This window comes from Inquilinus sp. NPDC058860, assembly GCF_042743185.1.
Classification (GTDB): domain Bacteria; phylum Pseudomonadota; class Alphaproteobacteria; order DSM-16000; family Inquilinaceae; genus Inquilinus.
Genome location: NZ_JBHYMS010000019.1, coordinates 70,146 through 94,876, shown reverse-complemented (window position 1 = coordinate 94,876; position 24,731 = coordinate 70,146). Strand labels below are relative to the sequence as shown.

The window sequence follows — 24,731 nt, the reverse complement described above, 5'->3', positions numbered from 1 at the left end:
GTCAGGCCGCCTCGCGCACGGGGCTGCGGGTCGCGTCCTCGACCTCGAAGAAGCTCGGCCGGATGTCGGAGGTCAGCACCTTGCGGGCATATTCGACGCAGATCTGCGGCTGGTAGCCGTGCAGATAGGCCAGCAGCGCCGAGCGGATGCAGATGAAGTAGTTCACCTCCGCCTCGCGCTGGGCGGCGATATAGCTGGCCAGCGGCCCGACCAGGCAATAGGCCAGCAGGATGCCGGAGAAGGTGCCGACCAGGGCGCCGCCGACCATGTGGCCCAGCACCTCGGGCGAGGAGTTGATGGCCCCCATCGCCTTCACCATGCCCATGATCGCCGCGACGATGCCGAGCGCCGGCAGCGAATCCGACGCCGCCTGCAGCGCCCGCGGCGTCCTGGACAGCTCGCGCGACAGCGTCTCGATCTCCTCGTCCATCAGGGATTCGAGCTCGTGCGGGTTGCGGGTGCCCAGCTGGATCAGGCGGAGGTAGTCGCAGGCGAACTGCAGCGCCCGGCGGTTGCGGTGGACGGTCGGATAGCGCTGGAAGAAGCCGCTGTCGGCCGGCGCGTCGAAATCCTTCTCCAGCTCGTTGAAGCCCTTGGCCCGGCCGGTGCGCAGCACGGTGTAGACCATGGCCAGCAGGTCCAGATAGTCGGACTTCGAATAGGGCCGGCCGCGGAACAGCGAGCCCAGGGCACGGCCGGTGTCGGCCAGCACGGTGCCGGGGTTGGCGATGACATAGGCGCCGATGGTGCCGCCGACGACGATCACCAGTTCCCAGGGCTGCCACAGCACCAAGAGGTTGCCGCCCATCGCGGCATAGCCGCCGACGACGCAGACGACGACGACGACGAGCCCCACGATCGCATTCATCCGGTACCGCCTTTCCTGTTCCCGCGCCGGTCAGCTGCCGGCATCGGCCGCTCCCGCCCTGTCGGGGCCGAACACATCGTCGAAGGTCGCCAGCACCCGCCCGGCCTCCTGCAGCGCCGCCAGGCCGGCCTTGCGGTCGGCCCTGATCGAGACCGGATCGGACCGGGCTCCCGCGAGCAGCCGGGCCGCGGGGCCGCCGAGCCGATCGCCCTGCGCCCGCGCCGTCGCGGCATCGCCCGCGCGCAGCGAGGCGGCGGCCCAGCGCATCCGCTCGGCCGGCGGCAGGACGCTGCCCACGGCATCGACCGCGGCGAAGGCCGCCCGGGTGCCGGCCCAGTCGCCGGCGGTGAAGAGGAGGCCGGCGCGGATGCGCCCGGACTCCGGGTCCTGCCGTCCCGCGATCGCCTTCAGCGCCGCGGCACGGTCGTCCATCGCGGCCAGGGCGCGGGCGCGCAGCGCCGGCACCGCGTCACCGGCGGCGCCCTCCAGGACCTGCAGCGCCCGCTGCGCGTCGCCGCGGTCGAGCCAGGACGCGGCCAGCGCCGCCGGCGCGTCCGGCGCGCCCAGGGCAACGGCCGCGCGGAGCGCATCCTGCGCCGCGAGGCCCAGCCCCGCCCCCTGCAGCACCCGGGCATAGCGCAAGGTCCGGGTGCCGAGCGCCGCCGGGTCGCCTTCCGGGGCGAAGCGGGTGTGGATCGCGACCAGCGCGGCCACCGGAAGGTCCCGCCGTTCGGCCCGGTCATAGGCGGCGTCGAGGGCGGCCTCGAAGCGGCGGCGCCAAGGGTCCCCGGCCAGCGCCGCCAGCCGCGACAGGGCCGACAGCTCCTGCCCCGGGTCGCGGCGGCGGCCGGCGAGGTCCAGGCGCAGGCGCTGCACCCGCTCCTCGATCTCGTCGCCGCGCCAGTCGGCGGCGAGCCCGTCCAGGGCGGCGGCCGCGTCGTCCGGCGCCATCCCGCCGGTGCGCAGCCCGTCCTCGACCCGTTGCAGCCTTGCCCGGGCCGCCCAGGGGCCGGGCAGGCGCGCGGCGGCGGCGAAATCCTCCTCCGCCGGCTGCCGGCCGGCCAGCGCCAGCAGGCCGCGCAGATAGGGCGGCGCCGCCGCATCGATCCGGCTCGCCATCGGCTGCAGCCGGTCCAGCGCGGCGCGGGCGAGGTCGCCGTCCAGGCCGCGGATCGCGGCCTCGGCCAGGCGCGGCAGCAGCGCCGCTTCCAGGTCCGGCCCATAGGCCCGGATGCGGTCGAGGCCGCGGGCGATGTCGTCGCGATCGACCGCCGGCTCGCCGCGGGCCAGCCAGGACAGGGCGGCCAGGGGCGCCCAGTCGGGATGGTCCTTCGGGCCGGCGGCGAGGATCGACGGATCCGGCGGCGGCAGCCCGCCGGCCAGGGCGGCCGCCATGTCCAGCAGCAGCGCCTCGCCGCGGCGCGGGCCGTCCAGGGCCGCCGCGGCGGACGCCGCCTCCCGCGCCGCCGCCCATTCGCCCCAGGCGAGATGGAAGCGGGCGGCGTCGATCAGCGCCCCTTCGCCCGCCTCGCCCTGCAGCAGGGCCTGGCGCGCCTCGGCATAGCCCGGGCCGCGCCAGGCCGCAGGCTCCAGGGCCGGGACGCCCGCCAGGCCGGGCGGCGGCTCGACGGGCGGCGGGAGTGCTACGGGCGCCTCCGAGGGAAAGGCCGGCGTCGGCGCCACCGCGGCGGCCTGGACCTGCGGAGTCGATGCTTCGGCCGGAGCGGATGCCGGGACCGGCTGCTCTCCATCGACCGCGGCGACGGCCTGCTGCACCGCCGCCTGGATCCGCGCCGCATCGTCACCGGGCGCGGCGGCCGGCGCTGGAGGGCTTGTGGCCGGCGGCGCCTCGGCAACCGCCGGGGCCTCGCTGCCGGGGCGCCGCACCGGCAGCGGCGGGATCGGGAAGACGCCACCCGGCCCCGCGGCGATGTCGAGCAGCAGCAGCCCGCCCTCCTGCCGGGTCTTCACCTCGGCGGTGCAGGAGACCGACAGGACCAGCCGGCCCGCCGCATCGACCGCGGCTCCGGCCAGCCGTCGCGACGGCAGCCGGGACGCGGCAAGGTCGCCCTGCCAGGCGATATCCGCCCCCTGCAGCACGATCGCGCAATGGGCGCGGTCGTGCTCCGCCGCCACCGCCGCCCCGTTCGGCCGCACGGCGACGCGCGAGAACTCGGCATGGTCGCCGAAGCTGACCCGCACCGGCGCAGCGGCGACGGCCGGCAGGATCGCCAGCGCGATCGGCGCCCCCAGGGCGATGGCCAACTTCCCTCGCACGCCGCAACCCCCGATCAATGCCGCAGCGAAACCAATTCTTAAGGATCGCCGCATAGGATTCAAAAAGCACTTAAACGATGTCTTGAACATGTTTCAAGAATTCGTCAGGACTCAGTCAACCGAATTCGCGATCGCGGGGCCATGGAAAACGTCACCTATGTCGGATTGTCGTCCGAAGTCGCGCTGCGCCGGCAGCTCGATGTGGTGGGCAACAACCTGGCGAATATGAGCACCGTCGGGTTCAAGGCCGACCGGATGCTGTTCGACACCGCCCTGGCCCAGACCCGCCGCGGCGAGGAGGGCCGGGTCGCCTTCGTGCTGGACCGCAACACCTACACCGACTTCTCGGAAGGCGGGCTGCGGCGCACCGACAACCCGCTGGACGTCGCCATCTCCGGCGACGGCTTCTTCCGCGTCAACACGCCGGACGGCCCCGCCTACACCCGCGACGGCCGGCTGGCGCGCGACCCGGAGGGGCGGCTGGTGACGCTGTCGGGCCACCCGATCGCCGACGACGGCGGCCAGGCCGTCACCGTCCCCGACGACGCGCAATGGATCCAGGTCGCCGGCGACGGGTCGATCACCGCCGACGGGCAGCAGATCGCCCGGCTCGGCGTCTGGTCCTTCGACGACCCGCGGGTGCTCGGCAAGGGCGAGGGCCTGCTGTTCACCGCCGAGGACGGTGCGGCGCCGGTGCCGAACCCGGCCGCGAAGGTCGAGCAGGGCATGGTCGAGGACTCGAACGTCAACGCGATCCTGGAGATGACCCGGATGATGGACGCGACCCGGGCCTATGAGCGGGCCGACCGCATCGACACCACGGCCGACGGGCTGATCCGAAACGCCGTCTCGCGCCTCGGCCGCGTGGCCTGACGCCGGATACAGGGAGGGGGAACGAGATGAAGGTCCTGGGAATCGCGGCGACCGGCATGGCGGCGCAGCAGCTGAATGTCGAGGTGATCGCCAACAACATCGCCAATATGAGCACCACCGGCTTCAAGCGGGCCCGGGCGGAGTTCCAGGACCTGATCTACCAGAGCCAGCGGCGCCAGGGATCGATGTCGTCGGATGCCGGCACCATCGTGCCGGCGGGGGTGGAGCTGGGCCTCGGCGTCAAGCCGGCGGCGGTGACCCGGATCAACACCCAGGGCACGCTGACCCTGACCAACAACAAGCTGGACGTGGCGCTGGAAGGCCGCGGCTACCTGGTGGTGACCCTGCCGGACGGCACCGAGGCCTATACCCGCGCCGGCAACCTGCAGAAATCGGCCGAGGGCCAGGTCGTCACGGTCGACGGCTACGAGATCTCGCCGGGCATCGTCATCCCGGACAATGCCCGCGACATCGTCATCAACCGGTCGGGCGAGGTCATGGCCTATATCGACGGCCAGACCGACCCGCAGCTGCTGGGGCAACTCGAGCTCGCCAACTTCGTCAACGAGGCCGGGCTGGAGGCCTTGGGCGACAATCTGTTTCGCGAGACGCCGGCCTCCGGCCAGCCGCAGACCGGCGTGCCGGGCACCGACGGCTTCGCCACGCTGCGGCAGGGCTATGTCGAGGCCTCGAACGTCAATGTCGTCGACGAGATGACGGCGCTGATCACCGCCCAGCGCGCCTATGAGATGAACTCCAAGGTCGTCCAGGCCGCCGACCAGATGTCGCAGACCGCGACCAACATGCGATGACCCGGCGTCTCCTCCCTCCCCTGCTGGCGGCCCTCGCCCTCCTCTCTTCCTCGGTCTTCGCCGCGGATCCGCGGGCGCTGATCGCCCAGGCCGTGGTCGCTCGCTGGCCGGACGAGGCCGGCGGCCTGGGCGAGATGACGGTGCGCTTCTCCACCGCGGCGCCGGTCGAGGCCGATTCGGTCGAGACCATCCTGTGGGACCCGCGCTCCGGCGGCTTCGACGCGGTGCTGGCCTTCGGCAAGCGGCTGGCCCGGGTGCAGGGCGTGGCCCGGCTGGAGGAGGAGATCCCGGTGCCGGCCCGGCGCATCACGGCCGGCGAGACCATCGCGGCGGACGACCTGACCACCCTGCGCGTGCCCTCGGCCCGGCTGGACGGGGTGCTGACCGACCCCGACCTCGCGGTCGGCAAGGAGGTGCGCCGGGCCCTGCCCCCGGGCCGGGCGATCCCGGCGGCATCGCTGGGCGACCCGCTGGTGATCCGGCGAAACCAGGAGGTGACGATCTCCTATCGCAGCGGCGGCCTCGCCATCACCGCGCGCGGCAAGGCGCTGGGCGATGCGGCGGCCGGCGCCCCGGTCCGGGTGGCGCTGTCGGGCGGCGGCACGGCGATCGACGCCGTCGCCGACGCCGACGGCCGGGTCAGCGTCGCGCCATGAGGCTCCGCCCCGCAGCCCTCCTCCTGCTGCTCGCCGGCTGCGCCCGGCTGGGGGAGATCGGCCAGGACCCGGAGATGAGCGGCATCGGCGACCGGTCGAACATGCCGGAGGCGCGGCTGGTGTCACTGCCCATGCCGACGCCGGTCACGGTGCAGCAGCCGCCCAACGCGATCTGGCGGACCGGCGCGACCAGCTTCTTCGGCGACCAGCGTGCCGCGCGCGTCGGCGACATCCTGACCGTGCTGATCGACATCCGCGACCAGGCCAAGCTGCGCAACGACACCCAGCGCCAGCACCAGGCCACCGAGGCGGCTGGCTTCTCCCACTTCTTCGGGCTGGAGACGCTGTTCGACGACATCTTCGGCAGCGGCGTGCAGGCCGACAAGCTGGTCGGGGTCAGCACCGATTCGCGCACCACCGGCACCGGCCAGGTGAACCGCAACGAGCAGATCAGCCTGAAGCTGGCGGCGATCGTGACCGACGTGCTGCCGAACGGCACGCTGGCGATCGTCGGCCGGCAGGAGATCCGGGTGAACTCCGAGCTGCGCGAGCTGCGGATCGCCGGGGTGATCCGGCCGCAGGACATCACCGCGACCAACACCATCGGCTACGAGCATGTCGCCGAGGCGCGGATCTCCTATGGCGGGCGCGGCACCCTGACCGACGTGACGCGGCCGCGCTACGGCCAGGAGATCTACGACCTGGTGATGCCGTTCTGATGGCGGGCCGGGGATTCCGGCGCCAGGCGAAGGGCTTCGCCGTGGCCGGCGCCTTCCTGGCCGGGGTGGCGGCCGGCTGGTGGTGGCACGCCGCCGGCCCGTTCGGCGGTCCGGCGGCGGAGCCGGCCGGCCTGTCGGGCAGGATCGAGGCGGGCCCGTTCATCGTGCCGGAGCCGGCCGGCGCCGACGGCCGGCGCGGCTACCTGATGGTGCGGCTGGCGCTGGAGCCGGCGGACCGGGCCGGGGCCGACGCCGTCGCGGAGCATCTGCCGCATGTCAGGGACGCGGCGGTGGAAGCGATCCTGGCCCTCTCGCCCGGCTGGTTCGACGGCGTGGAGCTGCGGCCGGACCGGGCCGGGTCCGAGCTGCGCCTGCTGGTCAACCGCAACCTCGGCGCGCCGCTGGTGGCGCGGGCCGTGCTCGAGGTCCAGCGCCGCCTGCCCGCCCCGGCGGGATAGGAGACACCTGAGGCCGGACGCTCCCAATAAGGGCATCTCTCAATTGTCATTGCTGGGCTTGACCCGGCAATCCAGGGGCCACCCAGAGCGGCCTCGACATTCCCTGGATGCCCGGGTCAAGCCCGGGCATGACAGTTTTGGATTGGTTTGGCCGGAAACACACCCTGCCGATCGGACAGTTGCAGCCCGCCGGGCAGATCGGTCAGGCTGTCGCCAACAGCCGGAGTCGCGGATGAGCGGTTCGATCCAGACCTTTCTGCTCACCCTCTCGGCCCTGTTCTCGATCGTGAACCCGATCGGCGCCGCCCTGATCTTCAGCCAGATCACCGCCGACCGGTCGCATGGCGAGCGCCTGCGGCTGGCGCGGACCATCGGCGTCTATTCCGCCCTGGTGATGCTGGGGGCGCTGTGGGGCGGCGCCTATGTCCTCAGCTTCTTCGGCATCAGCCTGTCCGCGCTGCGCATCGCCGGCGGGCTGATCGTCGCCGCCAGCGCCTGGCGGCTGCTGCAGTCGCCGGAGCAGCAGGAGGAGCGCAAGCAGGAGCAGGCGTCCGAGGCCGAGGGCATCGACGCGGTCGCCTTCTATCCGCTGACCATGCCCTTCACCACCGGCCCCGGCACCATCTCCGTCGCCATCGCCATCGGCTCGAACCTGCCGGTCGGGCAGCCGAACTTCCTGCCCTTCGTGCTCGGCGCCTCGGCCGCGGCGCTGGCGATCGCCATCAGCGTCTGGGCCGCCTACGCCTCGGCGGACCGGCTGGTCGCCCTCCTCGGCCAATCCCAGGTGCGCGTCCTGTCCCGGCTGATGGCCTTCCTGCTGCTGTGCGTCGGCACCCAGATCACGCTGAGCGGCATCAGCGATTTCGTCCACTCGCTGGCCCCCTGACGCCGCGATCCGGCCGACCCGCTCTTGCCTTCTCCGGTTCCGGCAATTAGCAATATGGCTAAGTTCCGAAACCAGGAGAGACGAGATGGCCGAGCTGCGGGTGGACCGGGACGGCATCGCGCGGATCGAGAAGGTGATCCGGCCGCATATCCGCCGGACGCCGGTGGTCGAGGCGGCGGGGCGCGATTTCGGCATCGATGCCGGCGCGATCACCGTGAAGCTGGAGCTGCTGCAGCATGCCGGGTCGTTCAAGACCCGCGGCGCCTTCGCCAACCTGCTGACCCGCGACGTGCCCGCCGCCGGCGTCGCCGCGGCGTCGGGCGGCAACCACGGCGCGGCGGTGGCCCATGCCGCGGCGTCGCTGGGCCTGCCGGCGCGGATCTTCGTGCCCAGCATCTCCTCCCCCGCCAAGATCGAGCGGATCCGCCGCACCGGCGCCGATCTGGTGGTCGGCGGCGACCGCTATGCCGATGCGCTGGCCGCCTGCGACGCCTGGGTCGCGGCCACCGGCGCGCTGTCAGTCCACGCCTTCGACCAGGCCGAGACCATGCTGGGCCAGGGCACGCTGGCGCTGGAGCTGGAAAGCCAGGCGCCGGATCTCGACACGGTGCTGGTCGGGGTCGGCGGCGGCGGGCTGATCGGCGGCATCGCCGCCTGGTATGCCGGCCGGGTCAAGGTGGTCGGGGTCGAGCCCGAGGCCGCGCCCACGCTGCACCGGGCCTTCGCAGCCGGCCGGCCGGTCGATGCCGAGACCGGCGGCATCGCCGCCGACAGCCTGGCGCCGAAGCGGATCGGCGAGCGGGTGTTCCCGGTGCTGCGGCAGCATGGGACGGCCGCCGTGCTGGTCGCGGACGAGGCGATCCGCGAATCGCAGCGCGCCCTGTGGCAGGGGCTGCGCATCGTCGCCGAGCCCGGCGGGGCCGCCGCCTTCGCGGCCCTCCTGTCCGGCCGCTACCGCCCCGCCCCGGGCGAGCGGGTCGGCGTGGTGGTCAGCGGCGGCAACACCACGGCGGTCGATTTCGACCGCTGACCGGTCCTCAGCCCGACACCTTCAGCACATCGGCCGAGCGCACCTGGCCGCCGCCCTTCAGCACCAGGACGGCGCTGCCGGTGTCGGGCGAGAAGATCACCTCCGTCACCGTGTCGGTGACCACCACCGCGGCATCGACCGCATCGCCCGCCTCGCTCTTGGCCACCGCCCCGACCAGATAGGTGCCGGCCGGCGCCCTGGTGCCGTCGTCCAGCGTGCCGTCCCAGTCGATCTCGTGCCGGCCCTCGGCGGTCTCGCCCGCGATGTGCCGAACCACCGTGCCGTCCTCCGACTTGATCTGGATCTCGACCGTCTTGGCGTCCTTGCCCACCGCATAGGCCAGGGCGGCCTTGCTGCCGTCGAAGGCGAAGCGGTCGGTCTGCGCCTCGACGCTGCGGCCGAGATAGGCCAGGTCCAGCCGGTTGGTGTTGGCGCCGGTGGCGTCGACCAGCTGCGTCAGCCCCTTGTTGGCGCTGACCAGCTGCTCGACCTGGCTGAAGGTGGCGAGCTGGGTGACGAACTGGGTCGAGTCCATCGGCGCCAGCGGGTCCTGGTTCCTCAGCTGCGCCGTCAGCAGCTTGAGGAAGGTCTGGTAGTCCGTGGTGGTCTGCGGCGTGCTGCTGACGGGATCGACCGCCATCGTGCTGGTCCTTCGGAATGCGGTGCGGCGGGCGCTCACACCAGGATGTCGAGGCCTCGCGGCGTGAGCGCGATGCCGGGCGCGGGTGTGGAGGACGCGGTCTCGGGCCGGGGGCCGGCGGCCGGCTCCTCCATCGGCCCGGCAGGGGCTTGCGGCGACGGCGGCTCGCGGTCGCGCCCGCCGTCGCCGCGCAGGGCGAATTCGATGCCGCGCCGGCCGAGGTCGATGCCGGCATCGGCCAGCGCCTTCTCCAGCACCCGGGCCTCGGTCACCAGCAGGTCCAGCGTCTCGCGCCGGTCGGCGGTGATCCGGGCGCGGCCGCCGCGCCGCTCGGAATCGAGCATGATCTCGACCCGGCCCAGCTCCCGCGGCGTCAGCTCCACCACCAGCCGCGCCGGCGCGCCATGCCCGGCCCTGGCGACCGACAGCGCGATCTGGACGGCCGGCGGCGCCGGACGGGCCTCGGGCGTCTGGGCCGGCCGCGCCGTCGCTGCCGGATCGGCGGCGGAGGGACGCGGGCCGGATGCGGCCGGCTCCGCCGGCCATGTCGGCATCGCCCCCTCCTCCGCTGCCGCCGCGAGGCGGCGAGGCATCGCGACGGAGGGACGGAGCAGGACCGCCGGCTCGACCCTGCCGGGCGCCGCCGGGCCCGGCTTCGACTCCCGGCCGCCACTCGGCGGCGGCACCGGGGCGGCGCGATCGACCGCCCCCTCCCCGGCGGCGACGGTCCATCCGGCCGCCATCGCCGGCGGCAGGACGGACGGCCCGCCCCCGGACACCGGGCTCGCCGGCGTCGAGAGGACCGCGCCCGCGGCCGAACGGATCTCCGCGACGGCGGGCAGCACCTCTTCCGGTATCCCGGCCTGGGGGAGCGGGACCGCCATCGGATCCGGTCCCGGCGCGGCCGCCTCGGCCAGCATCCGCGGCATCTGCGGCCCCTGCGTCGCTGCGATGGTCTCGCCGCCTTGCCCGGCGGCCGCGGCCGCTGCGAGCGGTTGCAGGGCGACGGGAGAACTCGTCGGGATCGGCCAAGGAAAGGCCCAGGCCGCGGCGGGCGGTTCCCTGCGCTCCGCTTCGGACGCCGCCTCGGCGGCCGGCGGAGGCTCGGCGCCGAGCCCGATCAGCGCCGCGAAGGGGGTCTCGGCCTCCCGCCGTCCCGGCTGGCCGCCGGTGCCGTCGGAGGGCAGCTGGCCGATCTGGATGGGAATGAGAGTCGTGACCATGCACCCGATCGGAGCGGAGGAAGGACAACCACCATCTTAGATCCAGGATTCCTAAGATCTGGTTACGCCGGGTCGAGGGAAGGCCGGACTCGCACGGCGTATGCTGCACGGCTCTCCCGCCAGTTCTGGCGTCCTGCGGCCCTCCGGATCGCCGGCGAACGAATCATAAGAATTTATGAAAATCCAATTTGCCCGAATTGCCGGCTGGAATCCGGTGGCGCGCCGGGTGATCGGCATGAGATCGCCCTGGACGCCCGAGCATACGCAAGGAACGATCCAGGTTCTGGCAACAATCATGCCCGGTCGGGATCATATTCCGAAGGCAAGCGGACCGAAGGGAAAGAGTCACAGGACCGAAAACTTTTTTCTGAATCCCATGGAACCTTACGGCTGTTCTTGGCTTGTAGCCTTTGCAGTCGCGAGAGCAGTCTTGGACGGCAGCGGTCGCCGCGGCGGCCGATCAACGGGGGAATGGGGCCACAGGGGTTAGAGGGAAAGCGCGATGTCGACGCTGAGCGAGAACGAGATCCTGAAGTTCACCAAGGAAATCATCGTTGCCCATGTTTCCCACAATGCCGTGGACAGCGAGAGCCTGCCGGATCTCATCCGAAGCGTGCATCTGTCGCTGATCGAGGCCCGCGGCGCCTCCGCCCCGCGGGACCCGGCGGCCTCGGATGAGCCCGAGGCCCAGGGCGTCGAGGGCAGCCCTGGCGCGGCGCCCGATTCCGCGCCCGCCCAGTCCCATGCGGCGTCCCCGGACCATCCGGTCCCCGCCGTGCCGGTTTCGGAATCCGTGACGCCGGACTACATCATCTGCCTCGAGGACGGGCGGCCCTTCAAGATGATGAAGCGCTGGCTGCGCGCCACCTACGGCATGACGCCGGAGCAGTACCGGGCCAAGTGGAACCTGCCGGCGGACTATCCGATGGTGGCGCCGAGCTACGCCCGGTCGAAGTCGGTATATGCCAAGGCCCAGGGCCTCGGCACCACGAAGCTTCGCCGGCACGACGAGAAGCGGCGGACCCGGGCGAGCGGCTGAGGCGCCGCACGCCCCCGAGGCGCCGTCAGGCGGCCACGGCGATCCCGTTGTCCGGCGGCGGCAGAGGCAGGACCCGGCCGTCTCCGACCGCGAGCCCGGCCAGCATCACATCCGGCGGGAAGCAGCAGCGCCAGGACGGCCGGGACCGGTCGTGGAGCGGCGCCGGGCCACCGTCCAGCAGCAGCGGCTGTCCGGCCTCGTCGATCAGGAAATCCAGGGTGCACAGGACGCCGTCCGGCCGGATCTCGCCGCCTTGCGGTCGCGGCAGCAGGCCGTCCTGCCGCATGCGGCCGAACAGGCGCCGCGCCGCGCCCAGCGCCGCGCCGCAGCCGGACGCGCCGAGCCGTTCGGCAGGCATCGATGCCTCCGGATGGACCAGCGAGGCGGCCGCCACCCCGCCCGCGCCGAGATAGACCCGCCATGTCTCCGGGCAGGGCCGCGTATCGCCGGCGATCTTGCGCGGCTCGATCCAGGGACGCAGCCATGCCGCGACCCTCTGCTGCGGCCACAGCAGCGCCTCCCGCGCCAGCCGCGCGTCGCGGAAGCAGGGTCGGACCCGGCCGCGGAACACGCTGAAGCCCCGTTCCGTCCCGACCGGCCGCCGGCCGGCCTGGACCGCCGCGCGCGTGATCTCCAGGCAGCCGATGTCCCAGCGCAGGATGCTCGCCGCCGGGGCGTCCTGCAGCGCCGCGGCCAGGCGCTCCACGACGGCGAGGCCGTCGGCGCTGACCGGATCCTCCGAGTCCCCCGACAGCGCGGCCAGGTCGAGCGCGGCGATGTCGCCCAGCCGCACGGCCGGCACGGCGGCGACCCCGGCTTCCGCCGCCAGGGCCAGCCAGTCGCCGAGCCGCATCGGGCTGAACGGCGCCGGGGAGTCCGGGCGTGCTTCGGATCGTGCGCGACTGGTGGTATGGCAGAAAGAACGCAGGGCAAGCGTCAAGGACACGTCGACCTCCAGGCCCCCCGTTCCGACGTCCCGCCATCGGCGGCTGTCATCGGGTGTGCCGCCAATGCGGCGACACGTATGGGTTGTACGAAGGATACGCGCGAATCCTTACCACTTGGTTTCGTTTTATTGTGGTAAAATTGATATAAAATTATCGCATCCGCGGGATGAGTCCATCCCGAACCAGGACCGAGCGGCCGGAGCCCTCCCGCAGGAGGGCTCCGACAAAGACTCAGGCGGCTTCGTAGCCGATCACGCCCTTGATCTCGAGGAACTCCTCGAGGCCGAACTCGGCGTATTCCCGGCCGTTGCCCGACTGCTTGTAGCCGCCGAAGGGTGCTCCGGTGTCCCAGGCCGGATAGTTGATGTGGACGTTGCCGACGCGCAGCTGCGACGCCACCTGGCGCGCCCGCTCCAGGCTGCCCGACTGGACATAGGCGGCGAGGCCGTAGGGGGTGTCGTTGGCCAGCTCGATCGCCTGCGCCTCGGTCTCGTAGGTCAGGATCGACAGCACCGGGCCGAAGATCTCCTCGCGCGCGATCGTCATGTCCGGGGTCACCCGGGCGAAGACGGTCGGGCGGACGAAATAGCCGCGGTTCAGCCCTTCCGGCCGGCCGGGGCCGCCGGCCACCAGCTCCGCCCCCTCGGCGATGCCGGCTTCGATCAGCTTCTGGATCTTGTCGTATTGCAGCTGGCTGACCACCGGGCCGAGCTGGGTGTCCGCCGCGTCGGCGGGGCCGACCTTGAAGCCCTCGGCCGCCGCGCGGGCGTAGCCGATCGCCTCGTCCTCGCGCTCGAGCGGCACGAACATCCGGGTCGGGGCGTTGCAGGACTGGCCGCTGTTGCCGAAGCAGCCGGCGACGCCCTTGGTCACCGCCCGCTTCAGGTCGGCGTCCGGCAGGATGATGTTGGCCGACTTTCCGCCCAGCTCCTGATGCACCCGCTTGACCGTGTCGGCCGCGGCCTTGGCCACCAGGATGCCGGCGCGGGTCGACCCGGTGAAGGACACCATGTCGACATCGGGGTGGCTGGAGATCGCGGCGCCGACCGTCGGCCCGTCGCCGTTCACCAGGTTGAACACGCCCTTCGGCACCCCCGCCTCGTGCAGGATCTCGGCGAAGATCACGGCATCGAGCGGCGCGATCTCGCTCGGCTTCAGCACCATGGTGCAGCCGGCCGCCAGCGCCGGGCCGACCTTGCAGGTGATCTGGTTCAGCGGCCAGTTCCAGGGCGTGATCATGCCGACCACGCCGACCGGCTCCTTCACCACCATCGACGTGCCCTTGGGCCGCTCGAACCGGAAGGTCTCCAGCGCCTCGATGATCCGGGTCAGATGCGCGTCGCCGGCCCAGGTCTGGGAATCGAGCGCGAACTGCCGCGGCGCGCCCATCTCGCGCGACACGGCCAGCGCGATGTCGGGGGCGCGGCGCTTGTAGATCTCCAGGATCCGGCGCAGCAGGGCCAGGCGCTCCTCGCGGCTAGTGCGGGCGAAGGCCGGGAAGGCCCGCTTCGCCGCCACCACCGCGCGGTCGACATCCGCGGCCGAGCCGAGCGAGATCTGGGCGAAGGCCTCCTCGGTCGAGGGGTCGATCACGTCGAGCGTCTTCGGCGTGATCGGGTCGACCCATGCGCCGTCGATGTAGAATTGCAGTTCGTGCGCCATCAGAACCTCGTTCGGTCGTGGGGCGGAGACGAGCCTGCGGCTCGGCCTCCGTCGCATCCGTCGCATCCGGGACGGTCTGACGGACGTTAGACCACGCCACCGGGGACGGGGAAGCGCCGGCAGGCGGGGACCGGCCATGCGCGGCCCCTGCCCTGCCCGCGCCTTGTCATCCGGCTTCGACCTGCGCCCGCCGGACACGGCGCTCCGACCGCGCGGCGTATCCCACGCCGAAGGCCAGCAGCGCCGCCAGGCCGAACCAGGTGACGGCGTAGACCAGGTGGCTGTTCGGGAAGGAGATCACCGTCAGCCCGCCGACCGGCAGGCCACCCCGGTTGGGCGCGGCGTCGGCGTCGATGAAATAGGGCGCGACATCCGTCAGCCCGCGGGCCTCGGCGATGGCGGCGACGTCGCGGGAATACCAGCGCTCTTCCGCCGGCGCGTTCGAGCGCAGGAACCCGCCCTTCGGCTCGGTGATGCGCAGCAGGCCGGTGACGGTGACGGGGCCTTCGACCTGCCCTGCCGCCCGGGTCGCTGGGTCGCGGTTCTCGGCCGGCACGAAGCCCCGGTTGACCAGGACGACCGACCCGTCCGCCGCCTGCAGCGGGGTCAGCACCCAGTAGCCGGCCCCCTTGGCCGTCGAGGCGACGACCTGGGCCTCGCGGTCGTTGAGGAAGCGGCCGGAGACGCGGACATGGCGGTACTCGTCCCGGTCGGCGGTGACCCGGGGCCAGTCGGCCGGTCCCGGCGGGGCGACGGGCGCCGCCGCGACGCGCTGGTCGACCCGGGCGATCAGGTCGAGCTTCCAGGCCCGCCGCTCGACCTGCCAGACGCCGAGCGCCAGCAGGCCGAGGAACACCGCGAGCGCCGCCACCCCGAGCAGGACCAGGGCGGCGGTCGAGCGAGGCCGATGTGCCTCGCCTTGCGTCACGGCATGTTGCGCATGTCGTGGGCGGAGACCGGCATCATGTTGTGGTTGAGATGGTACATCACCCACAGCGAGCCGGCGAGCGTGATCACCACCAGCACCACGGTGAAGATCAGGGCCAGCATGGTCCAGCCGCCCTCCGACTTCGTGTTCATGTGCAGGAAATAGACCATGTGCACGACGATCTGGACGACCGCGATCGCCATGATCACCAGCGCCGTGGTCTGGGAATCGGCGAACACGTCGCCCATGACCAGCCAGAACGGGATCACCGTCAGGATCACCGCCAGGACGAAGCCGGTGACGTATCCCTTCAGCGTGCCGTGGCCGCTGGCGTCGCCGTGGTGATGGTCGTCGTGGTGGGCGCCATGATGGGCGTGGGTGTGGGAGGGCGCGCTCACGGGAGGGTCCCCATCAGATAGACGAAGGTGAAGACGCCGATCCAGATGACGTCCAGGAAGTGCCAGAACAGGCTGAGGCACATCAGCCGCCGCTTGTTGTCCGGGATCAGCCCGTGCTGGGCGACCTGGACCATCATCGTCACCATCCAGACGATGCCGACGGTGACGTGCAGCCCGTGCGTGCCCACCAGGGTGAAGAAGGACGACAGGAAGGCGCTGCGCCACGGCCCCGCCCCCTCATGGATCAGATGGGCGAACTCGTAGAGCTCGAGGCCGACGAAGGCGACGCCGAACAGGGCGGTGACCGCCAGCCAGAACAGGGTGGCGCCCTTCCGGTTCCGCTCCATCTCCAGCATGGCGAAGCCGCAGGTGATGGAGGAGAGCAGCAGCATCGAGGTGTTGACCGCCACCAGCGGCAGGTCGAACAGGTCGGCTCCGGACGGGCCGGCCGCATAGCTGCGCCCGAGCACGCCGTAGCAGGCGAAGAGGACTGCGAAGATCAGGCAGTCGCTCATCAGGTAGATCCAGAAGCCGAGCATCGTGCTGCCGCCCGAATGCTCGTGCTCCTCCTCTACATGAAAGCGGGGGTCGACGTGGAAGCGGGTTTCGCCGTTCGCGGTGTGATCGATCGCAGTCATCAGGAAGCGGCTCCCGCCCGGGCCAGCACGCGGCTGCGCTCATCCTCGGCCTTGGTCACGACCTCGGCCGGGATGTGGTAGTCGCGCTTGTAGTTGAAGGTGTGCCCGATCGCCACGGCCAGCATCGCGAAGAAGGTCAGCGCGGCCAGCCACCAGATGTGCCAGACCATGCCGAAGGAGAAGGCCACGGCGATCCCGGCCAGGATGATGCCGGTGCCGGTGTTCTTCGGCATGTGGATCGACTTGTAGCCCGAGAGCGGCCGGACATAGCCGTGCTTCTTCATGTCCCACCAGGCATCGTGGTCGTGCACCAGCGGGGTGAAGGCGAAGTTGTAGTCCGGCGGCGGCGACGAGGTGGACCACTCCAGCGTCCGTCCGTTCCACGGGTCGCCGGTCAGGTCGCGCAGCTGCTCGCGCCGCACGAAGCTGACCACCAGCTGGATCAGGAAGGACGCGATGCCGATCGCGATCAGCACCGCGCCAAAGGCGGCGATGACGAACCAGATCTGCAGCGACGGGTCGTCGAAATGGTTCATCCGGCGGGTCACGCCCATCAGGCCCAGCACGTAGAGCGGCATGAAGGCGAAGAAGAAGCCGGTCAGCCAGAACCAGAACGACATCTTGCCCCAGAACGGGTCGAGCTTGAAGCCGAAGGCCTTCGGGAACCAGTAGGTGACGCCGGCCATCAGCCCGAACACCACGCCGCCGATGATGACGTTGTGGAAATGGGCGATCAGGAACAGGCTGTTGTGCAGCACGAAGTCGGCCGGCGGCACCGCCAGCAGCACGCCGGTCATGCCGCCGATGACGAAGGTCACCATGAAGCCGATCGTCCACAGCATCGGCACCTCGAACCGGATGCGGCCGCGATACATGGTGAACAGCCAGTTGAACATCTTCGCGCCCGTCGGGATCGAGATGATCATCGTGGTGATGCCGAAGAACGAGTTCACGCTGGCGCCCGAGCCCATCGTGAAGAAGTGATGCAGCCACACCAGGTAGGACAGGATGGTGATGACGACCGTGGCGTAGACCATCGAGGTGTAGCCGAACAGGCGCTTGCCGCAGAAGGTCGACACCACCTCGGAGAAGATGCCGAAGGCCGGCAGGATGAGGATGTAGACCTCCGGATGCCCCCAGATCCAGATCAGGTTCACATACATCATCGGGCTGCCGCCGAAGTCGTTGGTGAAGAAGTTCGTGCCGACGTAGCGGTCGAGCGACAGCAGGGCGAGGACGGCGGTCAGCACCGGGAAGGCGGCGACGATCAGGACGTTGGTGCACAGCGCGGTCCAGGTGAAGACCGGCATCTGCATCATCCGCATGCCCGGCGCCCGCATCTTGACGATGGTGGCCACCAGGTTGACGCCGGATAAGAGCGTTCCGATGCCGGCGACCTGCAATCCCCAGATGTAGTAGTCGACGCCGACATCCGGGCTGTAGGCGATGCCCGACAGCGGCGGATAGGCCAGCCAGCCGGTCTTGGCGAACTCGCCGATGAACAGCGAGATCATCACCACCACGGCGCCGGCGGTGGTCATCCAGAAGCTGAAATTGTTCAGGAACGGGAAGGCCACGTCGCGGGCGCCGATCTGCAGCGGCACCACGAAGTTCATCAGCCCGGTGACGAAGGGCATGGCCATGAAGAAGATCATGATCACGCCATGGGCGGTGAAGATCTGGTCGTAATGGTGCGGCGGCAGGTAGCCCTCGTTGGCGCCGAAGGCGATCGCCTGCTGCGCCCGCATCATGATCGCGTCGGAGAAGCCGCGCAGCAGCATCACCAGCGCCAGGATCACGTACATGATCCCGATCTTCTTGTGGTCGATGCTGGTGAACCACTCGTGCCAGAGATAGCCCCACAGGCGGAAATAGGTGACGGCGCCCAGCATCGCGATGCCGCCGAGCGCCACCGCGATGAAGGTGACGACCAGGATCGGCTCGTGGAACGGCAGCGAGTCGAGCGTCAGCCTGCCGAAGACGAGCGTCTGGAGATCTAGGTTTGAGAACATCGGGCTACTCTGTCGTTCCGGAGGCCGCCGCTCGAGACGACGGTCTCCGCAAAGGGGTCGGTTGCGCGCGGCCGCGGAGGCCGGCGGCAGGCATCACTCGACGCGGCTCGGGGCCGTCGCACGGCTGAACAGGATCCCCTCCGGCGGCCGGCTCTCCGCCATGTCGCCGTCGGTGGTGCAGATCGCCGCGACATAGGTCCGGACCGGCCCGGCGCCGCGCCGGACGTCCTTGTCGTGGTTCAGCGCCATGACGTTGTCGATCCCGGCCATGCCGCCGCCGCCGCGGGAGTCGATGCTCATCATCTCGTTCATGCACATCTTCGAGCGGTCGACGCACATGTTGAGGATGGCGGCGTAGAGGTCCGGGGCGACCGTGCCGTAGTGGCGCACCGGCTCGCGCTCGCTCGGGCGCTCCAGCGCCAGGTACTCCTCGCGGCCGAGATTGCCGCCTGCGGACTTCACGGTCTGCACCCAGGCGTCGAAATCGCCGGCGGCCAGGCCGTGGAAGGCGAAGCGCATGCCGGAGAAGCCGGCGCCGCTGTAGTTGGCGGAGAAGCCCTCATACTCGCCGGGCTTGTTGATCACGGCGTGCAGCTTGGTCTCCATCCCGGCCATGGCGTAGATCTGCCCCGCCAGCGCCGGCACGAAGAAGGAGTTCATCACGGTGGCCGAGGTGATCTTGAACCGGATCGGCACGTCGACCGGCGCCGCCAGCTCGTTCACCGTGGCGATGCCCTGCTCCGGGTAGAGGAACAGCCACTTCCAGTCGAGCGCCACGACCTCGACGGTCAGCGGCTTCACGTCGGCCGCCACCGGTCGCTCCGAGTCGATCCGTTCCAGCGGGCGGTAGGGGTCGAGCGTGTGGGTGCTGATCCAGGTCAGCGCGCCCAGCGCGATGATGATGACCAGCGGGGCGGACCAGATCACCACCTCGAGCTGAGTCGAATGGTGCCAGTCCGGGTCGTAGGGGGCGTCCTTGTTCGACTGCCGGTACTTCCAGGCAAAGAACAGCGTCAGCGCGATCACCGGCACGATGATCAGCAGCATCAGGATCGTGGAGACCACGATCAGATCCCGCTGCTGCACTGCAATATCGCCGGAGGGAGACATGACCACCATGTTGCACCCGCCCAGAAGGATCAGGAGCGGAAGCGCAGCGAGGCGGCCTAAAGCTTTGATGGGCATGCCGTTGCCTGGAAGAGAGAAAACGATTGGGCGGCGTTGCCTTACCGGACCGCACCGTGAATCGACAGTGGACAGTTTGTCCTACCAGATGCCCGACGGTTGCAGTGCAACATTGTCGCACGGGGGTTGACGGCGGGGTTCCGGGCGGTTCCGGCCCCGCTTCGGTCCGCTTGGTACGATTTGACGCACCGGAATCCTGGGCCATACTCAAAAGAAAAAACAGCGGCATCTCGGCCCGGCCCACCCAGGAGGAACCCATTTATGGCCACTGTCAGTCGAGACTTCGGGTCCCAGCCCCCGACCGCCGCGCCACGGCACCGCGCAGGTGTCCCCCCCGGCGAGATCGCGGTCGGCGTCGTGATCGGCCGGACCGCGGAATTCTTCGACTTCTTCGTCTACGCCATCGCCTCGGTGCTCGTCTTCCCGCGGTTCTTCTTCCCGAACGCGGCGCCGCTGGACGCGATGCTCTATTCCTTCGCCATCTTCGCGCTGGCCTTCGTCGCCCGCCCGTTCGGGTCGGTCCTGTTCATGGAGATCGACCGGCGGCACGGCCGCAGCGTCAAGCTGACCGTGGCGATGTTCCTGCTCGGCGGCTCGACCGCGGCGATGGCCTTCCTGCCCGGCACGGCCGACATCGGCCCGGCGGCGATCGTCCTCCTGTCGCTGTGCCGCATCGGCCAGGGCCTGGCGCTGGGCGGCGCCTGGGACGGCCTGGCCTCGCTCCTGGCGCTGAACGCGCCGCAGAACCGCCGCGGCTGGTACGCGATGATGCCGCAGCTCGGCGCCCCGCTCGGCTTCATGCTGGCCAGCGCGCTGTTCGCCTTCTTCCTGGTCAACCTGCCGGCCGCGGATTTCGTCGACTGGGGCTGGCGCTATCCCTTCTTCGTCGCCTTCGCGATCAACGTGGTGGCGCTGTTCGCCCGGCTGCGCCTGGTGGTCACCGAGCAGTTCGAGCGGCTGTACGAGAGCAAGGACCTGGAAGCGCTGAGCGTGCCCGAGACGGTGAAGCAGCAGGGCCACAACATCCTGGTCGGGGCCTTCGTGCCGCTCGCCACCTTCGCGCTGTTCCACCTGGTCACGGTGTTCCCGCTGAGCTGGGTGACGCTCTACACCGACCACAACGCCGGCAACTTCCTGATGACGGAGTTCGTCGGCGCGATCTTCGGCACGGTGATGATCGTCGCCTCGGGGCTGATCGCCGACCGCACCGGCCGGCGCACCCTGCTGGCGGCCTGCGCCGTGCTGATCGCGATCTTCAGCTTCGTCACCCCGCTGCTGCTCGGCGGCGGGCCGACGGCGCGGTCGGCCTTCGTGATCCTCGGCTTCGGCCTGCTCGGCCTGTCCTTCGGCCAGGCGGCCGGCGCGGTGGCGTCGAACTTCCCGAACAGCTACCGCTACACCGCCTCGGCCCTGACCTCGGACCTGGCCTGGATGGTGGGCGCCGGCTTCGCCCCACTGGTCGCGCTGGCGCTGGCCAGCCAGTTCGGCCTGGCCCTGGTCGGCGCCTACCTCCTGTCCGGCGCCGTCTGCACCCTGGCCGCCCTGCGGGTCAACAAGGAGCTGGAGCTGAGGGGGAACTGACCGGCCGGATTCGTAGGTTGGGTTCGCGGGCCCGCGAACCCAACAATCCAGAGCCTCACAGGCCGATAGGATGTTGGGTTCGCCCTCGGCGAACCCAACCTACGCGACGCCCTCAGCCCCGGATCACCAGGCTGCTGCGGTCGACCTTGGTGATGTCGCCGGTGCCGGTCAGCGCCATGCTGATGTCCAGCTCCTTGCGCATGATCTCCAGCGCCTTGGTCACGCCCGCCTCGCCCATCGCGGCCAGGCCGTAGAGGAAGGCCTTGCCCATCAGGCAGCCGCGGGCGCCCAGCGCCACGGCCTTGAGGATGTCCTGGCCGGACTGCACGCCGCCGTCGAACAGCACCTCGGTCCTGTCGCCGATCGCCTGGACGATCCCCGGCAGGGCCGAGATCGACGACCGCGCGCCGTCCAGCTGGCGGCCGCCATGGTTGGAGACCACGACCGCGTCGGCGCCCGTCGCGGCCGCGATCTTCGCATCCTCCTCGTCCAGCACGCCCTTCAGGATCAGCTTGCCGGGCCAGATGCTGCGCACCCATTCGACGTCCTTCCAGCTCAAGGAGGCGTCGAACTGGCTGGCGGTCCATTCCGAGAGGGTCTTCAGGTTGTCCGCCCCCTTCACCTGACCTTCGAGATTGCCGAAGCTGCGGCGCTTGCCGAACAGCACCTTCATCGCCCAGGCCGGCTTGGTGGCGATGTCGAGCGCGTTGGCCAGCGTCAGCCGCGGCGGCACGGCCAGGCCGTTCTTCAGGTCGCGGTGGCGCTGGCCCTGGATCTGCAGGTCGAGCGTCAGCACCAGGGCCGAGCACTGCGCCGCCTTGGCGCGCTCGATCAGCGACTGCGAGAAGCCGCGGTCGCGCATGACGTAGAGCTGGAACCAGAACGGCTTCCGCACAGCCCCGCGCACATCCTCGATCGAGCAGATCGACATGGTCGACAGGCAGAACGGGATGCCGAAGGCCTGCGCCGCCCGGGCGCCGAGGATCTCGCCGTCGCCGTGGAACAGGCCGGTCAGGCCGGTCGGCGCGATCGCCAGCGGCATCGTGGCGTCCTCGCCCAGGATCTTGGTCGCGACCGAGCGCTTGTCGACGTCGATCATCACCCGCTGGCGCAGGCCGATCGCGGCCAGGTCCGCCCGGTTCGCCCGCAGCGTCACCTCGTCATAGGAGCCGCGGTCGGCATAGTCGAAGATCGCGCGCGGAATGCGCCGGGCCGCCAGCGCGCGCAGGTCCTGGATGTTGGTGATCGTCGGCATCGGGTTCTTCTTGGGCAGGGTTTATGTCTGATAAATCGCAGGAAGGCCGCTGTCACCCGCAATTCCGGCGGCGGCCATCTTTACACATCCCGGCCGGGGCGCCAGGGTGGCGGCCATCATGACGACTGCACTCTCCCGCCTCGACCGCGCCCTCGCCGCCCTTCCCCGCAGCTTCCCCGGGCCGGGCGGCGCCGCCGCCGTGCTGCGGGACGGCGAGATCCTCGCCCGCCACGCCTGGGGCTGGGCCAATGCCGAGCGGCGCATCCCGTTCACGCCGCGGACGCTGTTCCGGATGTGCTCGATCACCAAGCAGTTCACCTGCGGCCTGGTGCTGGACGCCTTCCCGGACCCGACGGTGCTGGATGGTGACGTCCGCGCCCGGCTGTCGCTTCTGGAGGGCCAGGCGCCGGGGGCGCTGCATCTCTGCCACAACCAGTCGGGCCTGCGCGACTACTGGGCGGTGGCGATGCTGCACGGCGCGCCGGCCGAATCCCCCTTCGGCGACCGCGAGGCGGAGAAGGTCATCGCCGGCACCCGGTCGCTGCACTTCGCGCCGGGCAGCCGCTACTCCTACGTCAACCAGAACTTCCGGCTGCTCTCCGACATCCTCGAGGCGCGCACCGGCCGCGGCTTCGGCGAGCTGCTGCGCACGCGGATCTTCGATCGCGCCGGCATGGGCAGCGCCTTCCTGGCCGCAGACACCCGCGCCATGCCGGACGGCACCGAGGGCTACGAGGGCACCCAGGCCGGCGGCTTCCGCGCCGCCGAGAACCGGGTGCTGTGGACCGGCGACGCCGGGCTCGGCGCCAGCCTCGACGACATGATCGCCTGGGAGCGCCACATCGACGCCGGCCGCGGCGATCCCGAGGCGCTGTACAGCCGCCTGTCGGCGCCGGTGGCCTTCTCGAACGGCGCCCCCGCCCCCTACGGCTTCGGCCTGAACCGGGCGACCGAGTTCGGCCGCGCCCTTACCGGCCATGGCGGCGCGCTGCGCGGCTGGCGCAGCCATCGGCTGTACGTGCCGTCGGAGCGCATCTCGGTGGTGGTGATGTTCAACCATCTCTCCGACGCCAATGCCGCGGCGCTGGACCTGTTGGCCGCCCTGCTGGGCGAGGAGCGCGCGAAGCCGGCCGCCGACCTGCCCGCGCCGGGCTGGCTCGGCAGCTACATCGAGCCGGAAACCGGGCTCTCGGCCCGTGCGGACATGGCCGACGGCCGGGTGCGGCTGCGCTTCGGCCATTCGGCGGAGCGGCTGGACCTGCAGCCCGACGGCAGCGCCGGCAACGGCCGCACCCGGCTGCGCCCCGCCGCGGACGGGCTGTGGCTGGACCGGCCGCAGGAGAACCAGAGCTCGCGCCTCATCGCCTGCAACGGCGAGCCCACGACCGACGTCTCCGGCCGCTACCGCTGCGACGAGCTGGATGCCGAGCTGGAGGTGGTCGATGCCGGCGGCGCGCTGTATGGCGGCTTCTCGGGCTTCCTCGGCCAGGGCCGGATGGAGCTGCTCGACCCGATCGGGCCGGATGTCTGGGCCCTGCCCTGCCCCCGCGCGCTGGACCACACCCCGCCGGGCGACTGGACCCTGGCCTTCCGCCGCGACGGCGCCGGCCGGGCGGCCGAGGTCGAGGTCGGCTGCTGGCTGGCCCGCCGCCTGCGCTACGAGCGGATCGGCTAGAGGCGGCTCAGGTCCAGGGTCTCGGCCAGGAAGTCGACGAACAGGCGGGTCTTGGCCGGCGGCAGCCGCGTGGCCGGCCAGACCGCGTGGATCGGTACCTTCGGCACCTCGTAGTCGGTCAGGATCGGCTCCACCACGCCCCGGTCGACAAGGCTGCGGATCTGCCACAGCGGCGTGAAGCCGATGCCGAGCCCTTCCGCCACCGCGGCATGGACGGCCGCGGTGTTGTCGGCCCGGAACCGGCCATTGACCCGCACGGAGCGGGTGCGGCCGCCGATCCGGAACGGCCAGGCCTCGCCCTCGGCCGTCCGAACGACGCATTGGTGCCCGGGCAGATCGTCCGGATGCTGCGGCCGGCCGTGCCGGTCGAAATAGGCCGGGGCGCCGAACGCCACCCGCCGCAACGCGCCCAGCCGGCGGGCCTTGAGCGCGGAATCCGGCAGATCGCCGATCCGCACCGCCAGGTCGAAGGCGCCGTCCGTCAGGTCGACGAAGCGGTCGGAGAGCTTCAGTTCCACCTCGATCCGCGGATGGCGCCGCATGAAGCCGGCCACCACCGGGACCAGGTGGGCCGGCGTGAACAGCACCGAGGCGCTGACCCGCAGCAGGCCCGAGGGCTCGACCCGGCGCTCCGCGGCCTCGGCCCGGGCCTCCAGGATCTCCGCCAGCGCCGGCTTCACCCGCCGGTAGAAGGCGAGGCCGGCATCGGTCGGCGTCGACCGCCGGGTGGTCCGCTGCACCAGCGCCACACCCAGCCCCTGCTCCAGCGTCGCCAGCGACCGGCTGACCGATTGCAGCGACCGGCGCAGGTTGCGCGCCGCGGCGCTCAGCCCGCCGGCCTCGACCACGGCGACGAAGGCGGCAAGATCGTCCAGCCGGTCCATGGGTGCCCTCTCGGATTGCGAGAGAATGTATCACGGACATCGCCTATTCTCACGGACAGCGGGTTATACAAAATCGATCTCCAGA

The 24,731-nt window shown here is 71.0% G+C and carries 23 protein-coding genes; 10 read left to right on the top strand and 13 right to left on the bottom strand.

Annotated elements, in window-relative coordinates:
* Position 1: 1 nt before the first annotated feature.
* A complete protein-coding gene (motA, locus tag ACFW16_RS15640; protein WP_380306498.1) occupies positions 2-868 on the bottom strand; it encodes a flagellar motor stator protein MotA in 867 nt (288 codons plus the stop codon).
* A 30-nt stretch (positions 869-898) separates the two neighbouring features.
* The gene (locus ACFW16_RS15635; RefSeq protein WP_380306496.1) at positions 899-3,133 is read right to left on the bottom strand and encodes a hypothetical protein; all 2,235 of its coding nucleotides are present in this window, start codon (positions 3,131-3,133) and stop codon (positions 899-901) included.
* 153 nt (positions 3,134-3,286) lie between these two features.
* On the opposite strand from ACFW16_RS15635, the gene flgF reads away from it, so the two are divergent.
* From flgF to ACFW16_RS15600, 7 genes are all read left to right on the top strand, one after another.
* A complete protein-coding gene (flgF, locus tag ACFW16_RS15630) occupies positions 3,287-4,018 on the top strand; it encodes a flagellar basal-body rod protein FlgF (protein ID WP_380306494.1) in 732 nt (243 codons plus the stop codon).
* A 26-nt stretch (positions 4,019-4,044) separates the two neighbouring features.
* Positions 4,045-4,830, top strand: coding sequence for a flagellar basal-body rod protein FlgG (flgG, locus tag ACFW16_RS15625; protein WP_380306492.1), 786 nt, complete (start codon positions 4,045-4,047; stop codon positions 4,828-4,830).
* The gene (gene flgA / locus ACFW16_RS15620; RefSeq protein WP_380306490.1) at positions 4,827-5,486 is read left to right on the top strand and encodes a flagellar basal body P-ring formation chaperone FlgA; all 660 of its coding nucleotides are present in this window, start codon (positions 4,827-4,829) and stop codon (positions 5,484-5,486) included. The genes flgG and flgA overlap by 4 nt, the downstream gene beginning before the upstream one ends.
* Positions 5,483-6,205 (top strand): flagellar basal body L-ring protein FlgH, encoded by a 723-nt coding sequence (flgH, locus tag ACFW16_RS15615; protein WP_380306488.1) that lies wholly within the window; start codon positions 5,483-5,485, stop codon positions 6,203-6,205. Before flgA ends, flgH begins: the two co-directional genes overlap by 4 nt.
* A complete protein-coding gene (fliL, locus tag ACFW16_RS15610; RefSeq protein ID WP_380306487.1) occupies positions 6,205-6,663 on the top strand; it encodes a flagellar basal body-associated protein FliL in 459 nt (152 codons plus the stop codon). The genes flgH and fliL overlap by 1 nt, the downstream gene beginning before the upstream one ends.
* A gap of 232 nt (positions 6,664-6,895) precedes the next feature.
* Positions 6,896-7,549: a MarC family protein gene (locus ACFW16_RS15605; protein ID WP_380306485.1), complete on the top strand. Its 654-nt coding sequence runs from the start codon at positions 6,896-6,898 to the stop codon at positions 7,547-7,549.
* An 85-nt stretch (positions 7,550-7,634) separates the two neighbouring features.
* Positions 7,635-8,579 (top strand): threonine/serine dehydratase, encoded by a 945-nt coding sequence (locus ACFW16_RS15600; RefSeq protein ID WP_380306483.1) that lies wholly within the window; start codon positions 7,635-7,637, stop codon positions 8,577-8,579.
* Positions 8,580-8,586: 7 nt separating this feature from the next.
* Here the strand turns inward: ACFW16_RS15600 and ACFW16_RS15595 are convergent, their stop codons facing one another.
* Both ACFW16_RS15595 and ACFW16_RS15590 read right to left on the bottom strand, forming a co-directional pair.
* A complete protein-coding gene (locus ACFW16_RS15595) occupies positions 8,587-9,219 on the bottom strand; it encodes a flagellar hook assembly protein FlgD (RefSeq protein ID WP_380306481.1) in 633 nt (210 codons plus the stop codon).
* 35 nt (positions 9,220-9,254) lie between these two features.
* Positions 9,255-10,442, bottom strand: coding sequence for a flagellar hook-length control protein FliK (locus tag ACFW16_RS15590; RefSeq protein ID WP_380306479.1), 1,188 nt, complete (start codon positions 10,440-10,442; stop codon positions 9,255-9,257).
* Positions 10,443-10,944: 502 nt separating this feature from the next.
* On the opposite strand from ACFW16_RS15590, the gene ACFW16_RS15585 reads away from it, so the two are divergent.
* On the top strand, positions 10,945-11,481 hold the full coding sequence (locus ACFW16_RS15585) for a MucR family transcriptional regulator (RefSeq protein WP_380306477.1): 537 nt from the start codon (positions 10,945-10,947) through the stop codon (positions 11,479-11,481).
* Positions 11,482-11,506: 25 nt separating this feature from the next.
* Here ACFW16_RS15585 and ACFW16_RS15580 read toward each other — a convergent pair whose 3' ends face one another.
* The 7 genes from ACFW16_RS15580 to cyoA all read right to left on the bottom strand — a co-directional run bounded on the left by ACFW16_RS15580 (position 11,507) and on the right by cyoA (position 19,176).
* A complete protein-coding gene (locus ACFW16_RS15580; RefSeq protein ID WP_380306475.1) occupies positions 11,507-12,334 on the bottom strand; it encodes a hypothetical protein in 828 nt (275 codons plus the stop codon).
* Positions 12,335-12,659: 325 nt separating this feature from the next.
* Positions 12,660-14,090, bottom strand: coding sequence for an aldehyde dehydrogenase family protein (locus ACFW16_RS15575; RefSeq protein ID WP_380306473.1), 1,431 nt, complete (start codon positions 14,088-14,090; stop codon positions 12,660-12,662).
* Positions 14,091-14,256: 166 nt separating this feature from the next.
* Positions 14,257-15,018 carry an SURF1 family protein gene (locus ACFW16_RS15570; protein WP_380306471.1) on the bottom strand — a complete coding sequence of 254 codons (762 nt, stop codon included), beginning with the start codon at positions 15,016-15,018 and terminating at the stop codon, positions 14,257-14,259.
* Positions 15,015-15,416 (bottom strand): cytochrome o ubiquinol oxidase subunit IV, encoded by a 402-nt coding sequence (cyoD, locus tag ACFW16_RS15565; RefSeq protein WP_380306469.1) that lies wholly within the window; start codon positions 15,414-15,416, stop codon positions 15,015-15,017. Before cyoD ends, ACFW16_RS15570 begins: the two co-directional genes overlap by 4 nt.
* A complete protein-coding gene (cyoC, locus tag ACFW16_RS15560; protein ID WP_380306467.1) occupies positions 15,413-16,054 on the bottom strand; it encodes a cytochrome o ubiquinol oxidase subunit III in 642 nt (213 codons plus the stop codon). Before cyoC ends, cyoD begins: the two co-directional genes overlap by 4 nt.
* Positions 16,054-18,066 (bottom strand): cytochrome o ubiquinol oxidase subunit I, encoded by a 2,013-nt coding sequence (gene cyoB, locus ACFW16_RS15555; RefSeq protein ID WP_380306465.1) that lies wholly within the window; start codon positions 18,064-18,066, stop codon positions 16,054-16,056. Before cyoB ends, cyoC begins: the two co-directional genes overlap by 1 nt.
* Before the next feature lie 93 nt (positions 18,067-18,159).
* Positions 18,160-19,176 (bottom strand): ubiquinol oxidase subunit II, encoded by a 1,017-nt coding sequence (gene cyoA / locus ACFW16_RS15550; RefSeq protein ID WP_380306552.1) that lies wholly within the window; start codon positions 19,174-19,176, stop codon positions 18,160-18,162.
* Positions 19,177-19,512: 336 nt separating this feature from the next.
* Here cyoA and ACFW16_RS15545 point away from each other — a divergent pair, with 336 nt between their 5' ends.
* The gene (locus ACFW16_RS15545; protein WP_380306463.1) at positions 19,513-20,832 is read left to right on the top strand and encodes an MFS transporter; all 1,320 of its coding nucleotides are present in this window, start codon (positions 19,513-19,515) and stop codon (positions 20,830-20,832) included.
* A 112-nt stretch (positions 20,833-20,944) separates the two neighbouring features.
* Here the strand turns inward: ACFW16_RS15545 and ACFW16_RS15540 are convergent, their stop codons facing one another.
* Positions 20,945-22,087, bottom strand: coding sequence for an L-lactate dehydrogenase (locus tag ACFW16_RS15540; protein ID WP_380306461.1), 1,143 nt, complete (start codon positions 22,085-22,087; stop codon positions 20,945-20,947).
* A 118-nt stretch (positions 22,088-22,205) separates the two neighbouring features.
* Here ACFW16_RS15540 and ACFW16_RS15535 point away from each other — a divergent pair, with 118 nt between their 5' ends.
* Positions 22,206-23,762: a D-aminopeptidase gene (locus tag ACFW16_RS15535; protein WP_380306459.1), complete on the top strand. Its 1,557-nt coding sequence runs from the start codon at positions 22,206-22,208 to the stop codon at positions 23,760-23,762.
* Here the strand turns inward: ACFW16_RS15535 and ACFW16_RS15530 are convergent.
* Complete coding sequence (locus ACFW16_RS15530; RefSeq protein WP_380306457.1) at positions 23,759-24,646, bottom strand: LysR family transcriptional regulator; 888 nt, start codon at positions 24,644-24,646, stop codon at positions 23,759-23,761. The two genes, ACFW16_RS15535 and ACFW16_RS15530, sit on opposite strands and share 4 nt — an antisense overlap.
* Between the last annotated feature and the right edge of the window lie 85 nt (positions 24,647-24,731).